The following is a 16,038-nucleotide window of genomic DNA, read 5'->3' as shown; positions in this document are numbered from 1 at the left end:
TGGGGGGGCCGCCGCCGGCGCCGCCGGCGCCCCCCCCCCCCGCCCCCCCCGCCCCCCGCGGCCGTGGCTCCGCCCCGGCAGGACCACCCTCAGAACGCGTCGTCCGGAATCTCCACGGCAGTCCGGTCCAGACTCTCCAACAGCCTGAACTGGGCCTCGGTCCTGGGCAGTTCATGCCGGAAGAAGTACCGGCAGGCGTGCCGCTTCCCCTCGTGCACGGGCTCGGTGCCCCCGTCGGCGGCGAGCAGCTGCTCCAGCCACAGCCAGGCCACGACGGTGTGCCCGACCGCTTCGAGGTAGACGGTGGCATTGGCCAGCGCCGTCTCCGGGTCCCCCGTCGCCCACAGCCGCCGGGTGACCGGGACGATGCGCCGGACGGCCTCGTCGAGCTGCCCCGCGTACTCGGCGGCCTCGCCCCCGGCGCTCGCGGCGCGGGCGGTGGTCGCCGAGACCGTCTCGACGAGCAGGCGCAGGCCCGCGCCGCCGTCCATGACGACCTTGCGGCCGAGCAGGTCGAGGCCGTGGATCCCGTGGGTGCCCTCGTGGATGGGGTTGAGCCGGTTGTCGCGGTAGAACTGCTCGACGTCGTACTCCCGGGTGTAGCCGTAGCCGCCGTGCACCTGGATGGCGAGGCTGTTGGCCTCCAGGCACCACTGGGAGGGCCAGCTCTTGGCGATCGGGGTGAGGACGTCCAGCAGCAGGTGGGCGCGGGCGCGGTCCTCCGGGGAGGCGCCGGTGCGCTCCTCGTCGAGCAGTCGGCCGCAGTACAGCACCAGGGCCAACGCGCCCTCCGCGTAGGACTTCTGGGCCAGCAGCATCCGGCGCACGTCGGCGTGGGCGATGATCGGCACCTGGGGCGCGTCCGGGTCCTTGGCCCCGACCGGACGGCCCTGGGGGCGGGTGCGGGCGTAGTCCAGGGCGTGCAGGTAGCCGGTGTAGCCGAGCGCGGCGGCGCCGAGGCCGACGCCGATCCGGGCCTCGTTCATCATGTGGAACATGTAGGCGAGGCCGTGGTGCGGCTCGCCGACCAGGTGTCCGACGGCGCCGGGCTCGCCGCCCGGCCGGTGCACGCCCTCGCCGAAGTTGAGCAGGGTGTTGGTCGTCCCCCGGAAGCCCATCTTGTGGTTCAGCCCGGCCAGTACGACGTCGTTGCGCTCGCCGAGCGTGCCGTCGGCACCGACCAGCACCTTGGGCACGATGAACAGCGAGAGGCCCTTCACCCCGGGCGGCCCGCCGGGGATCCTGGCCAGCACCAGGTGGACGATGTTCTCGGACAGCTCGTGGTCGCCGCCGGAGATCCACATCTTGTTGCCGAACAGCCGGTAGCTGCCGTCGGCGCGCGGCTCCGCCCGGGTGCGCAGGTCGGCGAGCGAGGAGCCGGCCTGCGGTTCCGACAGGCACATGGTGCCGAAGAACCGCCCCTCGACCATGGGCCGGACGTAGGTGTCGATCTGGTCCCGACTGCCGTGCGCCAGCAGCAGGTTGGCGTTGCCCACGGTGAGGAACGGGTAGCCGGAGGTCCCCGGGTTGGCGGCCTGGAACCAGGCGAAGCAGGCGCTGGCCACCACGGACGGCAGCTGGGCGCCGCCGACCTCCTGGTCCATGGCGCTGCCGAGCAGCCCGGTGTCCGCGAAGACGGCCAGCGCCTCCCGGACCTCGGGGATGATGTGCACCCGCTCGCCGTCGAAGCGCGGTTCCTCGGCGTCGTTCCGCTTGTTGTGCGGCGCGAAGTGCCGGGTGGCGACCTGCTCGCCGAGGTCCAGGGCGGCGTCGAAGGTCTCCCGCGAGTGGTCGGCGTACCGGGGGCGCGCCGTGAGCGAGGGGACGTCCAGCCACTCGTACAGCAGGAAGTCGAGGTCGCGGCGGGAGAGCAGCAGGGACGGCACGGGGTGGCGCCTTTCGCGAGTGACTAAGCGCTTGCTTGGCTTCGTCAGCAGCATGCTCCACCGGACCGGAGCCGTCAACCGTCGCGAGCGGGGCCCGCGGGCCGGGTGCGGGATGCGTCAGGTGCGGGGCCCGTCAGCTGCGGGGCCCGTCAGGTGCGGCGACCCGCGGCGACGGCGGCGGCGCCGAGGAGACAGGCCGCGGCGGCGGTGACGTAGGCGAGGTGGTAGCCGTCGAGCCGGTCCGTACCGGTCCCGGCGACCAGGACCAGCAGCGCCACGCCGACGCTCGCGCCGATCTGCTGGGTCACCACGTTGACCGCCCCGGCGACGCCCTGCCGTTCGGCCGGGACGCCGGCCAGCCCGGCGGTGGTCATCGAGGGGAAGTTCAGGCCCTGGCCGATGCCGCTGAGCACCAGGCCGGGGAGCACGTGCACCAGATAGGAGCCCTCGTGCGGGGTGCCCAGCCAGAGCCCGGTGCCGACGCCGATCAGCACCAGGCCGACGGACATCAGGGTGCGCGGGGTGAAGCGGGCCAGCAGCCGGCCGGTGGCGAAGTTGGCGGTGAGGAACACCGCGGCGGACATCGGCACCAGCGCCAGGCCGGACTCGAACGGGGAGTAGTCCAGCATCCCCTGGAGGTACAGCGGCGCGAAGAACAGCATCCCGACCGAGCCCGTGTACTGGAGGAACGCCGCCAGGCTCGCCGCCCGGACGGAGCCGAGCCGGAACAGGCCGAGCGGGAGGACCGGGTCGGCGGTGCGGTGCTCCCGCACCACGAACAGCACCAGGCAGAGCGCGGCGGCGGCCAGCACCGTCCAGGCCGTGGCGCCGGAGCTGCTCACCCCGACCACCAGCAGGGTGAGGCCGAGGGTGCCGGCGACCGCGCCGGGCAGGTCCAGCCGGCCGCGGTGCCCGGGGCCGTCGGGCAGGCCGATCCTGGTCACCGCGAGCACGGCGGCCCCCAGCAGCACCGAGAACCACAGCACCGAACGCCAGCCCAGGAACTGGGTCAGCACGCCGCCGAGCAGCACGCCGCCGCTGAAACTCGCGGCGCCGACCGCCGCGTAGACGCTGAACGCCCGGTTGCGGGCCGGACCGGCCGGGAACGCCTCGGAGAGCAGGGCCAGCGCGGCCGGTCCCGACAGCGCGGCGCCGACGCCCTGGACGGCGCGCGCCCCCAGCAGCACCCCGATGTTCGGCGCCACCGCCCCGACCAGCGCGGAGACGGTGAACACGGCGACGCCGACCTCGAACACCCGCCGCCGGCCGAGCACGTCGGCCAGTCGGCCGCCGACCAGCAGGAAGCCGGCGAAGGTGACGGCGTAGGCGGTCATCACCCACTGGAGGGTGGTGTCGGCGAGCTCGAAGCGGCTGCCGACGGAGGGCAGGGCGGCGTTGAGCACCCCGAGGCCGCTCACGTCCAGGGCGAGCGCCCCGGCCAGCACCCCGAGGGCCAGTCCCGGTCGGGTCAGCGGCTGCACCGCGACGTCGGTCATGCCCGGCCGCCGGAACGGTCGGCCCGGCCGGTGCGGCCCGGTGCACCGGGCGGTGCAAGCGCCGGGCACCGTGCGGGGCCCCGAGGGGCTAAGGAGCGGTCGACGCAGGCTGACGCTGTCTCAGGGCTCGCAACTGGCATGGGGGTCAGCTTGCCCGCGCTGATCGTCCGCTGTCCACCCCTCACCCCTCGCGGGGAATCCCGACCGTGCTCCAACTCCCTTGCCTTTCAGGCAGGTTAGCCGTATCGCGCGCGAACGAAAGCCCGCCGTGCAGCGGTTCACCCGCCGTCGCCACCGTTCGGCCGGAGCCGTTCGATCGAGCAGGTCGAATCGGACACTTTGGCGATCGGATCCCGCCACTGCCCGGACCGGCTCGCAGACGACGCTTGTCTCACCAATCGCCAAGTGGCACTCTCGTACCCGCTGGTCGGTAAAGACCCGGTGATCCGCCGCACATCGATTCGCACAGTTCGCACACTCGTTGCGCCAGACCCGATCGACCGTCCGATCGGCCTTCCGATCGACCTCCGCATCCAGGGCGGACCGGGACACCAGCTCCGCGCGGTCCACGGCGACCACAGCGCCGACGGACCGGCCGGCAGGCGCCGCGCCGCACGCGTCGGCGAGAACTTCACAGTGGGCCGCTGTTGCGCGATCACCCGAGCCGATCCGAGCGATCCGAGCCGCTGATCCGCACGTCCGCACGCGGCTGATCCAGGCTGTCGCGAGCCGTCCGGCCGGGCAGTCCCGACCCACCCGTTGCCCCGCCCGTTCCCCCGTCCATTCCCTCATTCCCCGTTCCCTCCTTCCGCCCTGCCCAGGGAGTCGCCATGCCCCAAGAACGCACGGTGCCGGACCCGTCCGCCGTCACGGACTTCCTGCTCTCCCGCGTATCCGCACTGTTGGACGTGTCCGCGAACACCCTGGACCCCCGGGCCCCGCTGCACCGGTACGGGCTGGACTCCGCGCGGTCGGTGGCGCTCGCCGCCGAGCTGTCCGCGTTCCTCGGGCGCGCCGTCCCCGCCACCTGGCTCTGGCAGTACCCGACCGTCGGCGAGCTGGCCCGGGCCCTGGTCGAGGGTCCGCGCGAGGCGCAGCCCGCCCGGGGCGCCGAGCGCGGCGCCCGTCCCCACGAGCCGGTCGCGGTCGTGGGCATCGGCTGCCGCTTCCCCGGCGGTCCGGACCCGTCCGCGTTCTGGCGGCTGCTGGTGGAGGGCGGTGACGCCGTCGGACCCGTCCCGGCCGCGCGCCGGGCGCTGATGAACGACGCGGTCCGCTGGGGCGGGTTCGTCGACGGCATCGACCGGTTCGACCCGCTGTTCTTCGGCATCTCGCCGCGCGAGGCCGTCCAGATGGACCCGCAGCAGCGGCTGGTCCTGGAACTGTGCTGGGAGGCCCTGGAGGACGCGGGCATCGCCCCGCACACCCTGCTCGGCAGCGACACCGGCGTGTTCATGGCCTCCTGTTGGGGCGACTACGCCGCCCTGGCGCACTACCGCGGGCCCGACGCCCAGATCACCCCACACACCGCGACCGGCATGCACGACGGCATCATCGCCAACCGGGTCTCCTACGTCCTGGGGCTGCAGGGCCCGAGCATGGCCATCGACGCCGCCTGCGCGGGCTCCCTGGTCTCGGTGCACGTCGGCTGCCAGTCGATCCAGCTCGGCGAGAGCGACCTCGTGCTGGCCGGCGGCGTCAACCTGAGCTTCGTCTCCGACTACTACACCGCGATGGACGCGATGGGCGCGCTCGCCCCGGACGGCCGCTGCAAGTCCTTCGACGCCCGGGCCGACGGCTACGTCCGCGGCGAGGGCGCCGGTGTCGTCGTGCTCGCGCCGCTCAGCGTGGCCCTGGAGCGCGACCTGCCGGTGTACTGCCTGATCAAGGGCAGCTCCTCCAACAACGACGGCCTGAGCAACGGGATGACGGCGCCGAACCCGCAGGCGCAGGAGAAGATGCTGCGCACCGCGTACCGGCGGGCCGGCATCGACCCGCACCTGGTGGACTACATCGAGTGCCACGGCTCGGCGACGCCGCTCGGCGACCCGATCGAGGCCAATGCGATCGGCGCCGTCCTCGGCGGCGACCGCACCGAGCCGCTGCGGCTGGGCTCCGTCAAGTCCAACGTGGGCCACCTGGAGGCGGCGGCGGGCATCGTCGGGCTGGTCAAGCTGGCGCTGTCGATGCGCAACGGCGTGCTGCCGCCGAGCCTGCACTACAGCACGCCGAACCCGCAGATCCTCTTCGACGAGTACCGGATGACCGTCCAGGACCGGTTGACGCCCTGGCCGCGGCGCTCCGACGCCCGCCGGGGCGGGGTCAGCTCCTTCGGCTTCGGCGGCGCGATCTGCCACGTCGCGGTGGAGGAACTGCCGCGCCCCGAGGGCTCCCTGCTGCTGCTGGCCGCCGACTCCCCGGAGGCGCTGGCGGAACGGGCCCGCGCCCTGCGCGACGCCACCGACCTGCGCGAACTGTGCCGCCGCGCACCCGGCGAGGGGGCGTTCCGGCTCGCGGCCGCCGCCCGGGACCTGGCCGAACTCCGCACCCAGCTGGACGCCTTCGGCGCCGGGGCGCCGGCCCGCGGGCTGAGCGTCGGCGAGGCGGCCGGGCGCCGCCCGCGGGTGGCGTTCCTGTTCTCCGGCAACGGCTCCCAGTGGGTCGGCATGGGCCGCCAGCTACTGGCCGGAATGCCGGTGTTCCGCCGCTCGATGCTGCGCTCCGACCGGCGGATGAAGGAGCTGCTGGGCTTCTCCCTGGTCGAGCAACTGCTCTCCCCGGACGGCCGACTGGACGACATGGACGTCTTCCAGCCGCTGCTGTTCTCCCTCCAGGTCGCGCTGGCCGAGACCTGGCGCGCGCTGGGCGTGGAGCCGGACGTGGTGGTCGGGCAGAGCGTCGGCGAGTTCGCCGCCGCCCACGTGGCCGGCGCGCTCGACTTCGACGACGCCTCCCGGCTGGCCGCCCACCACGGCCGGCTGCTCCAGCAGTTGGCCGTCGGGCGGGGCGAGGGCATCGTGGTGATGACCGCCGCGGACGAGGTCGCGCCGTACCTGACCGGCGGGCTCACCCTCTCCGGCCGCAACGGCCTGCGCTCCACCCTGGTCACCGGCACCCCGCAGGAGATCGACGGCCTGGTCCGGCGGCTCACCGACGCGGGTGTCACCAACCACCGGGTGCGGATGGGCCACGCCCCGCACTCCCCGCTGGTCGACCACGTGCTCGCCCCGTTGAAGGTGGAGCTCGACGGCATCCGCCCCCGGAGCACCCGGATCCCGATGATCTCCACCGTCACCGGCGAGGCCGTGGACGGCGCCGAACTCGGCCCGGACTACTGGGCGGAGAACCTGCGCCGGGAGATCCGGGTGGTCGACGCCCTGACCGGCCTGCGCGGGTACGACGTCGACGCGGTGATCGAGCTCAGCCCGCACCCGCTGCTGCTCAAGTCGGTGTCGGAACTGCTCCCCGCCGCCACCCTGCCCTCGCTGCGGCGCGGCGAGGACGAGGCCGTCACCCTGCTCGGCTCGCTCGGCGCGCTGTACGCGGCCGGGCTGGCCGTCCCGGCGCACCCCTTCCTGGCCGGTGACCGGGGCCGGCACACCGCCCCCGGCCAGGCCGACCCCGCCCCGGCGGGCCGGCTGCACCTGGTGCCCGTCACGGCCCGCACGGCGGGCGCGCTGGCCGACAGCTGCCGCGAACTGTCCAACCGCGTCGAACGCGACCCCGGCCTGCGGGTCGCCGACCTCGCGTACACCCTCGCCGCCCGGCGCACCCACCACAACCACCGGATCGCGCTGTTCGCCCGCAGCCGGCAGGACGTCCTGGACGGCCTCGCCCGGGTCGCGTCCGGCCGGCCGCACCCCGAGGTCCTCACCGGGGCGGCCTCCGGGAACGTCGACCGCCGGGTGGCGCTGGTGTTCTCCGGCGGCGGCACCCAGTGGGTCGGCATGGGCCGGGAACTCCTGCGCTCCCACGCCGGGTTCCGCGAGTGGATGACCGCCTGCGACGCCGCCGTGCGCGCGGCCGGCGGCTGCTCGGTGCTGGAGCAGCTGGCCGCCCCGGCCGAGCGGGCCCGGTACGAGGAGATGGACGTCCAGCAGCCGGTGCTGTTCGCCCTCCAGGTGTCGCTGGCGAAGGTCTGGCTCGGGCTCGGCGTCGAGCCGGCCGCCGTGGTCGGGCACAGCCTGGGCGAGGTCGCGGCCGCCTGCGTGGCCGGGGCGCTGTCGCTGGAGGACGCCGCCCGGGTCGTGGTCACCCGCTCGCACCTGCTCGAACGCAAGGCGGCCGCGGGCGCGATGATCTCGGTCGACCTGCCGGAGGCGGAGCTGCTGCCCCGGCTCGCCCCGTACGCCGCGCACGCGGCCGTCGCCGTGGTCAACAGCCCCACCAGCGCGGCGGTCTCCGGCTCGCCCGAGGCCGTCGACGCCCTGGAGGCCGACCTGCGGCGGGAGGGGGTGTCGGTCCGCCGGATCCGGGTCGAACGGCCGGTGCACAGCCCGGGGATGGACCCGCTGCTCCAGCCGCTGCGCGAGGGCATCGAGGGCATCACCGCGCTGCCGCCCGTCATCGACTTCCACTCCACCGCGCTGGCCGAGGCGGTCAACCCGGCCACCGACGTGGACTACTGGGTGCACAACCTGCGCAACCAGGTCCGCTTCGCCGAGACCATCGGGGCGCTGGTCGACCGGGGCATCGGCACCTTCGTCGAGATCGGCCCGCACGAGACGCTGCGCGGCGCCGTCGAGGAGATCGCCCTCACCCGCGGGGCGCGGGTGCACGCGGTCAACTCGCTGCGGCGCGAGGAGAGCGACCTGCGCTGCCTGCTGGGCGCGGCCGCCTCGCTGTACGTCCGGGGCCTGCCGCTGACCTTCGACCCGCTGTTCGACGACGACGTCGAGCCGGTGGAGACCCCGCTGGTGGCGTGGCAGAAGGAGCGCTACTGGATCGACACCGAGCCGCAGGCCCCACGGGCCCCGGCCGCCCCGACGGCTGCGCCGGTCGCCACCGCGCCCGCGGCAGCGACCGTCGTGCAGGCCGGGCCCGAGCCCGCGGCCCGGCCGGTGGCGGAGGTCGTCCTCGCCGAACTCGCCGACGCGCTGGGCGTGCCGGTGAGCGGCTTCGACACCGGCGCCTGCCTGCGGGACTTCGGCCTGGACTCGATGGTGGGGATCCGGCTGGTCAACCGGATGCAGGCGCTGTTCGGGCACCGGGTGTCGCCGGTGGTGTTCCTGGACGGCCGCCCGATCTCCGAGGTGGTCGGCCACTTCGTCGAGCTCACCGGCGGCGGCGCCCCCGCGAGCACGCCCGCAACCGCCCCCGCACCGACTGCCGCGCCGACTCCCGTACCGGCCCCCGCCCGCCGGGCGGACCACGCCTTCCTCGACGAACTCTCCGAGCTGGACGCCGAGGAACTGCTCGACGAACTGGACGCCCGCGGCCTGCTGGACGCCACCGACGCGCCGGCCCTGGAGCAGCTGCGCGCCGACGACCTGGGCCTCGCCCTGGCACCCGCCTCGCACGGCCAGGCCTCGCTCTGGTTCATGCAGATGGTTTCGCCGGACGCCGTCCCCTACAACTTCATGGTGACCGCCCGGATCCGCAGCACGGTCGACGAGAAGGCCCTGGAGCGCGCCGTCCGGGCCGTGACGGCCCGCCACCCGGCGCTGCGCACCCTCTTCGTCGAGGCGGGCGGGCGGCCGTACCAAGTCGTCCTGGACGAACCGGTGTACGAGTTCCTGGCGCTGGACGGCTCCGCGCTGGACGAGGAGCAGGCCCGCGAGGAGCTGGCCCGGCAGGGGCACCGGCCGCTCGACCTCGACAACGGGCCGCTGGTGCGGGTCGTCCTGCTGGGCCGGGGTCCGGCCGACCACTACCTGCTGGTGCTGGTCCACCACATCGCCTCGGACGCGGCCTCCGCCGATGTGATGATCCGCGAACTCCAGGCCTTCTACCAGGCCTCCTGCCAGGGCGCCGACCAAGGCGCCGACCCGGGTGCCGACCCGGTTGCCGACGCACCGGCCGCCCCGTACACCGAGTTCGTCGCATGGGAGCGGCAGTGGCTGGCCGGGCCGGCTGCCGCGGCGGCGCTGGACTGGTGGTCGGCGAAGCTGGCCGACCCGCCCGCCCACCTCGACCTGTCCGACCGGGAGCGGCCGCCGGGCGTCACCTACGAGGGCCGCGACCTGGCGTTCCGCTGGAGCGCCGAGGAGACCCGGCTGCTGCGGGAGTTCGCGCTGCGCGAGGGCGTGTCGATCAGCACCGTGGTGCTGGCCGGGTTCTTCGCCACCCTCAACCGCGCGGTCGGCACCGAGGACGCGGTGCTGGCCACCGCGATCGCCCAACGGGCCGAGCCCGGCTGGGAGTCCGCCGTCGGCTACTACCTCAACACCGTGCTGGTCCGGGCCAACCCGGCCGCCGACCGCAGCTTCCGCGACCTGCTGCGCGAGGTGCACGACTTCTCGCTCGGCCTGCTGGAGCACATGAACTACCCCCTCGACCTGCTGGCCTCCCGGCTCCGGCCGCCGCGCGCCGAGGGCCGCTCCCCGTGGTTCGACGTGGTGGTCAACTGGCTGTCCTCGGAGGCCTTCCCCCGCTCGGTCAAGCTCTTCCACGGCGTCGGCTCCACCCTCACCCCGGACGGCGCCCTGCCGCTCGAACCGCTCCAGGTGCGCCGCCACCTCGCCAAGTTCGACCTGGAGATCTCGATGGCCGACATCGACGGCGAAGTGGCCGGCCACGTCCAGTTCAAACCGAGCTACCTGGAAAGGCACACCGTGACCGCACTGCTCGCGCTGTACCGCACCGTGCTCTTCGAGTCGATCGCCCGGCCCGGCCTCGCCCTCGGCGCCGTCGCCCCGGCCGGCCTGCCCGAGGAGGCGGACCGGTGACCGACACCCTGCACTCCGCCTTCGTCGAACTGGCCGCCAAGAACCCCGACGCGATCGCGGTGTACGCCGAGGCCGGCGTCCTCGGCTACGGCGAACTCGACCGCCGATCGGCCGGGTTGGCCGAACGGCTGACCGCCGCCGGGGCCGGCCCGGGCGTCCCGGTCGGGATCTGCGTCGAACGCACCCCCGACCTGCTGGTCGCCCTCCTGGCCGCGCTGCGCAGCGGCGCCTGCTACCTGCCGCTGGACCCGAACTACCCCGCCGACCGGCTGGGCCTCATGGTGCAGGACAGCGGCACCCGGCTGCTGCTCACCACCCCCGCCTCCCGGGCGAGTTGCCCGCCCGGCCCGACCGTGCTGGTGCTGGACGGCGCCGCGGTGCGCACCGAGCCGGGCGCGAGGCCCGTCCCGGTCGTGCCCGGGGACACCGCGTACATCATCTACACCTCGGGCTCCACCGGCCGGCCCAAGGGCGTGGCGGTGCGGCACGGCGGCGCGGTGGCGATGCTCGCCGCGATGGACCGCGTCCTGGAGGGCTGCGACCTGAGCGGGGTCGCGGCGGCCAGCTCGGTCTGCTTCGACATGTCCGTGATGGAGATCTTCAACGCGCTGTGCCGGGGCGGCGCCGTGGTGCTGGTCGAGAGCGCCGTGCACCTGCCGGAGAGCCGGTACGCCGACCGGATCACCCACCTCAACGCCGTGCCGTCGGTGATGAACGGCCTGCTCGACGCCGGGGCGCTGCCGCCCAACCTGCGCACCGTGGTGTTCGGCGGCGAGGCGCTGCGCCGCAAGCTGGTCGACCGGACGTACCGGGAGACCGGCGCCACCCGGGTGTTCAACGCCTACGGCCCCACCGAGGGCACCGTGTTCTGCTCCTTCGGCCTCGTTCCCGAGGAGTCGGCCGAGGAGCCGACGATCGGCCCGCCGACCGAGGGCGCCCTGGTGTACGTGCTGGACGAGCAGCGCCGGCCCGTCCCGACCGGCGCCCCGGGCGAGCTGTACCTCGGCGGCGCCGGGGTCGCGCACGGCTACGTCAACCGGCCGGAGACCACCGCCGAGCGCTTCCTGCCCGACCCGTTCCACCCGGGCGGGCGGATGTACCGCACCGGCGACCTGGTCGCGTTCACCGAGGACGGTGAGCTGCGCTTCCTCGGCCGCACCGACCACCAGGTCAAGCTGCGCGGCTACCGGATCGAGCTGGAGGAGGTCGAGGCCCGGCTGACCGGCTGCCCCGAGGTCCGGGAGGCCGCCGCCGCCGTCCGCGGCAACCGGCTGGTCGGCTACCTGGTGCCCGCGGGCGACGGCCCCGCCCCGGACGGGCCCCGGCTGGACGCGGCGCTCCAGGGCACCGTCACCGCCCGGCTCGCCGCCGAACTGCCCGACTACCTGGTGCCCGCCACCCTGGTGGTGCTGCCCGCGCTGCCGCTCGGGCCGGGCGGCAAGCTGGACCGCAGCGCGCTCCCCGAGCCGCCGGCCGCCGGCACCGGCGGGCCGACGACCGCGCCGAGCACGCCCACCGAGCTCGCCCTGGCCGAGATCTGGGGGCAGCTGCTCGACCTCGAACCGTCCGGCATCGACGTCCAGGCCGCCTTCTACGACCTCGGCGGCGACTCGCTGCTGCTGATCCGGCTGGCCCGGCTGATGACCCGTCGCTTCGACCGGCGGGTCCGGGTGCCCGACCTGTTCAGCTTCCGCGACATCGCCTCGCTCGCCCGCTGGCTCGACGAGGAGGAGGGCGCGACCCCCAAGGTGGTGCAGTCGGCCCGCCGCCGGGCCGGCGCCCGCCGCGCGGCCCTGCGCGGACGCCCGGCCGGCGACCGCTGAGCCCGCGACCCGAGCCGCCCCACCCCACCACGGAGCAGGAGCCTCCCATGACCGACCACCCCGAGCAGGCCCCCGAGCAGGACTACGACCCGGGCGACGTGGCCGTCATCGGCATGTCGCTACGGGCCCCCGGCGCCCGTACCAAGGAACAGTTCTGGGACAACCTCGTCCACGGCCGGGAGTCGATCTCCTTCCTGGCCAAGGACGACATCCACGTCGACGAGACCCTGATCCACAGCCCCTTCTACGTGCGCGCCTGCGGCGTGCTGGACACCTACGACAGGTTCGACCCCTCGGTGTTCGGCATCAGCGACCGGATGGCCGCCGCGATGACCCCGGAGAACCGGCTGTTCCTGGAGAGCGCCTGGGAGTCGCTGGAGGACGGCGGCTACGACCCGGAGCGGCTGGACGCCGAGATCGGGATGTACGGCGCCAACAACCCGCAGACCGCCGCGCTCTACAGCTCCCCGCCGGACCGGGTGTCGGTCGGCCCGGAGGCGATCGAGGCCAGCCTGGCCTGGTCGCCGGACACCATGACCTCCAACGCCCTGTACTACCTGGGGCTCACCGGCGAGGCCGTCACCGTCGCGGCCGTCTGCGCGGGCTTCCACTACGCGGTGCACCTGGCCTGTCAGTCGCTGCTGCTCGGCCAGACCGACCTGGCGGTCGCGGGCGGCGCGATGGTGCGGCTGCCGCACCCGCGCGGCCACCTGTGGGAGGAGAACCGGATCCTGTCCCGGGACGGCCACTGCCGCCCCTTCGACGCCAACGGCACCGGCACCGCGCTGTCCAGCGGCGTGGTCACCGTGCTGCTCAAGCCGCTGGGGCACGCCGTCGCCGACCGCGACCACGTCTACGCCGTGGTCAAGGGCTCGGCCGTGAACAACAACGGGGTCAGCGCGATGGCCTACGGCCTGGCCCAGCCCGAGCGGCTGAGCGCCTGCATCGCGAGCGCCATGGAGGTCGGCGGCGTCGCCCCCGAGACGGTGGGCATGTACGAGGCCAACGGGCTCGGTCTGCCGATGACCGACGAGCTCGAAGTGCACGCGGCGACCATGGCGTTCGGCAAGCAGACCGCGACCACCTCGATCGGCGGGGTCAAGGGCAACGTGGGCCACGGCGGCGTGGTCTCCGGCGGCTTCGGGGCGGTCAAGGCCGCGCTGGCGCTGTACCACCGGCAGCTCCCGGCGACGATCAACCTGACCGAGGTCAACCCGGACCTCGACCTGCCCGGCACACCGTTCGTGCCGCAGCTCGAAGGGGCCGACTGGGAACCGGAGTCCGGTATCCGCCGGGCGGGCATCACCTCGATCGGCGGCGGCGGCTACAACGCCCACCTGCTGCTGGAGGAGCCGCCGGCCCCGGCCCGGCGCGAGCCCGAGGAGGCGGGCCGGCCCCGGCTGGCCACCCTGTCCGCCCTGGACGACGAGACCCTGGCCCGCCAGCGCACCCGGCTCCGGGAGCGGCTGGCGGCCGACCCGACGCTGCGGCTGGACGACGTCTGCTACAGCCTCAACCTCGGCCGCAAGGTGCTGCCCCGCCGTTGGGCGGCCGTGGTGCGCAGCCGGGAGGAGCTGATCGCGGCGCTCGCCGGGGAGCCCGCGGGCGGCGTCGTCACCTCGACCGCCGCCGCCCCGGCCGTCGACGCGGGCGCGTTCGCCCGCACCGACCACGGCCTGGTGCCGGCCGGCCGGGACGCCGGGGCGCTGGCCGAGCTGGCCGCCGCCTGGGTGGGCGGCCGGCCGGTGGACTTCGACGCCCTGCATCGCGGCGAGGCCAGCCACCGGGTGCCGCTGCCCACCTACCCCTTCCAGCCGCGCCGGTTCTGGCGCACGGACTGGTGACCGTGCGCACCCCGGCCCCGACCCCGGCCCGCGCCCCGGCCGCCGTGGACCTGGGCGACCCGGCCACCTTCGCCGATCCCGACCTCGACCTCGTCGGGTACTGGCGCACCCTGCGGGACGAGGCGCCGCTGCACTGGAACCCCCCGGCCCACGGCCGGCGCGGGTTCTGGGTGCTCTCCCGGCACGAGGACATCCTGGCCACCTACCGGGACGACGTGCACTTCACCTCCGAGCGCGGCAACGTCCTGGTCACCCTGCTGGAGGGCGGCGACGCCGGGGCGGGCCGGATGCTGGCCGTCACCGACGGGCACCGCCACCACGAGCTGCGCAAGATCCTGCAACGGGTGCTCTCCCCACGGGTGCTGGACGAGGTGGCCACCACCGTCCGGGCCAACACCCGGCGGTGGATCCGCGCGGCGGTCGCCTCCGGCGGCTGCGACTTCGCCGAGCAGATCGCCGCCCGGATCCCGATGACCACCATCTGCAGCCTGCTGGGCGTGCCCGAGCAGGACCAGGACCACCTGCTCGGCCTCACCAGGGCGGCGCTCTCGGCGGACGACGAGGACGTCGACGAGGTCGACTCCGAGATGGCCCGCAACGAGATCCTGATGTACTTCATGGACGTCGTCGAGGAGCGCCGCGAGCACCCGGGCGAGGACGTGATCAGCATGCTGGTCGCCAGCTCGATCGACGGCGTGCCGCTGACCGACGAGGACGTGGTGCTCAACTGCTACAGCCTGATCATCGGCGGCGACGAGACCAGCCGGCTGACGATGATCGACTGCGTCCGGACCCTGGCGGCCCGGCCCGACCAGTGGCACCGGCTCAAGCGGGGCGAGGTCGAGCTCGGGACGGCCGTGGACGAGGTGCTGCGCTGGGCCTCGCCCACCCTGCACTTCGGACGCAGCGTCGTCCGGGAGACCGAGGTGCACGGCGTACGGCTGCGGCCCGGCGAGATCGTCACGCTCTGGCACGCCTCCGGCAACCGGGACGAGCGGGTCTTCGACCGGCCCGAGCACTTCGACCTCGGCCGCACCCCCAACAAGCACCTGGCCTTCGGGTACGGCCCGCACTTCTGCGTGGGCTCCTACCTGGCCAAGGTGGAGATCGCCGAACTGCTCGGGGCACTGCGGGACTTCACCACCGGCTTCGACCTGACCGCCGAGCCGCGGCCGATCCGCTCCAACTTCCTGACCGGGTTCGCCACCCTGCCGGTGCGCTTCGAGCCCGACCGCGCCGGGCTGGACGGGGCCGGACTGGACGGGGCCGACTGACGCGCCGACGCCGAAACCGAGACCCGACCCGACCCGACCAGTGAGCGCAGGAGGACGGTTGAACATCTACCTATCGGGACAAGGGGCGTTCGCGGTGCAGGTCGCGGAGGCCCTGCTGGACGGCGGACACAAGATCGTCGGTGCGGCCGCGCCCCGGCTGCGCAGAGGGCGGTCCGACGAGGCCGACGCGATGTGCTGGGACCGCGTACGGGCCTGGGCGTTCCCCAGGGACATCCCCTGGACGGACTCGGCCGAACTGCGGGCCCGGCACGTCCCCGACGGGGTGGACGTCATCCTCGCCGCGCACTCGCACGCCTTCCTCGGCCGGGAGACCCGTGCCCGGGCCGCCGTCGCCACCATCGGCTACCACCCCAGCCTGCTGCCGCTGCACCGCGGCCGGGACGCGATCCGGTGGACGATCCGCGACGGCGACAAGGTGACCGGCGGAAGCGTCTACCACCTGACCGAGCGCACCGACGGCGGCCCGATCGCCGCCCAGCAGCACCTGTTCGTACCGCCGGGCTCGACCGCGCAGAGCCTGTGGCGCGACCACCTGGCGCCGCTCGGGGTGCGGCTGCTGCTCAAGGTGGTCGCCGACCTGGCCGCCGACCGGCGGATCGAGGTCCCCCAGGACGAGTCGCTGGCGACCTGGGAGCCCGCGATGGGCGCGCCGCCGTTGTTCAAGCCCGAGCTGATCGCCCTGCCGGGCACGGCGCGGGTCGACGGCAGCCGGTGGGCGCTGCACGAGCACTGAGCCCGCACGGCGAAGTGCCGTCGGCCCCGCACCCAGTGTCGTTTAAACAAAAACGCTCCCCCGCGAACACAATA

At 74.3% G+C, this 16,038-nt stretch carries 8 protein-coding genes; 6 read left to right on the top strand and 2 right to left on the bottom strand.

Annotation, left to right across the window (positions count from 1 at the left end):
- Positions 1-89 precede the first annotated feature (89 nt).
- A complete protein-coding gene (locus tag ACFWXO_RS35210) occupies positions 90-1,940 on the bottom strand; it encodes an acyl-CoA dehydrogenase (RefSeq protein ID WP_380529177.1) in 1,851 nt (616 codons plus the stop codon).
- A 95-nt stretch (positions 1,941-2,035) separates the two neighbouring features.
- Positions 2,036-3,382: an MFS transporter gene (locus ACFWXO_RS35205; RefSeq protein ID WP_380529175.1), complete on the bottom strand. Its 1,347-nt coding sequence runs from the start codon at positions 3,380-3,382 to the stop codon at positions 2,036-2,038.
- 405 nt (positions 3,383-3,787) lie between these two features.
- Here ACFWXO_RS35205 and ACFWXO_RS35200 point away from each other — a divergent pair, with 405 nt between their 5' ends.
- The 6 genes from ACFWXO_RS35200 to ACFWXO_RS35175 all read left to right on the top strand — a co-directional run bounded on the left by ACFWXO_RS35200 (position 3,788) and on the right by ACFWXO_RS35175 (position 15,964).
- Positions 3,788-4,072 carry a hypothetical protein gene (locus ACFWXO_RS35200; RefSeq protein ID WP_380529173.1) on the top strand — a complete coding sequence of 95 codons (285 nt, stop codon included), beginning with the start codon at positions 3,788-3,790 and terminating at the stop codon, positions 4,070-4,072.
- A 140-nt stretch (positions 4,073-4,212) separates the two neighbouring features.
- A complete protein-coding gene (locus ACFWXO_RS35195; RefSeq protein ID WP_380529172.1) occupies positions 4,213-10,269 on the top strand; it encodes an acyltransferase domain-containing protein in 6,057 nt (2,018 codons plus the stop codon).
- Complete coding sequence (locus ACFWXO_RS35190) at positions 10,266-12,092, top strand: amino acid adenylation domain-containing protein (protein WP_380529170.1); 1,827 nt, start codon at positions 10,266-10,268, stop codon at positions 12,090-12,092. Before ACFWXO_RS35195 ends, ACFWXO_RS35190 begins: the two co-directional genes overlap by 4 nt.
- A 47-nt stretch (positions 12,093-12,139) precedes the next feature.
- A complete protein-coding gene (locus ACFWXO_RS35185; RefSeq protein ID WP_380529168.1) occupies positions 12,140-13,936 on the top strand; it encodes a beta-ketoacyl synthase N-terminal-like domain-containing protein in 1,797 nt (598 codons plus the stop codon).
- Positions 13,933-15,210: a cytochrome P450 gene (locus tag ACFWXO_RS35180; RefSeq protein ID WP_380529166.1), complete on the top strand. Its 1,278-nt coding sequence runs from the start codon at positions 13,933-13,935 to the stop codon at positions 15,208-15,210. Before ACFWXO_RS35185 ends, ACFWXO_RS35180 begins: the two co-directional genes overlap by 4 nt.
- Positions 15,211-15,268: 58 nt before the next feature.
- Positions 15,269-15,964 (top strand): formyltransferase family protein, encoded by a 696-nt coding sequence (locus tag ACFWXO_RS35175; RefSeq protein ID WP_380529163.1) that lies wholly within the window; start codon positions 15,269-15,271, stop codon positions 15,962-15,964.
- Positions 15,965-16,038 lie beyond the last annotated feature (74 nt).

The sequence above is a fragment of the Kitasatospora sp. NPDC059088 genome, from assembly GCF_042738155.1.
In the GTDB taxonomy this organism is placed as follows: Bacteria; Actinomycetota; Actinomycetes; order Streptomycetales; family Streptomycetaceae; genus Kitasatospora.
Note: the sequence above shows the minus strand (reverse complement) of the source record. Positions and strands in the feature narration are given on the sequence as shown.

Bases quoted from the DNA above. Each gene is read 5' to 3' on its own strand.
- ACFWXO_RS35185 (WP_380529168.1), top strand. From the start codon at position 12,140: ATGACCGACCACCCCGAGCAGGCCCCCGAGCAGGACTACGACCCGGGC.
- ACFWXO_RS35205 (WP_380529175.1), bottom strand. From the start codon at position 3,382: ATGACCGACGTCGCGGTGCAGCCGCTGACCCGACCGGGACTGGCCCTC.
- ACFWXO_RS35210 (WP_380529177.1), bottom strand. From the start codon at position 1,940: ATGCTGCTGACGAAGCCAAGCAAGCGCTTAGTCACTCGCGAAAGGCGC.
- ACFWXO_RS35195 (WP_380529172.1), top strand. From the start codon at position 4,213: ATGCCCCAAGAACGCACGGTGCCGGACCCGTCCGCCGTCACGGACTTC.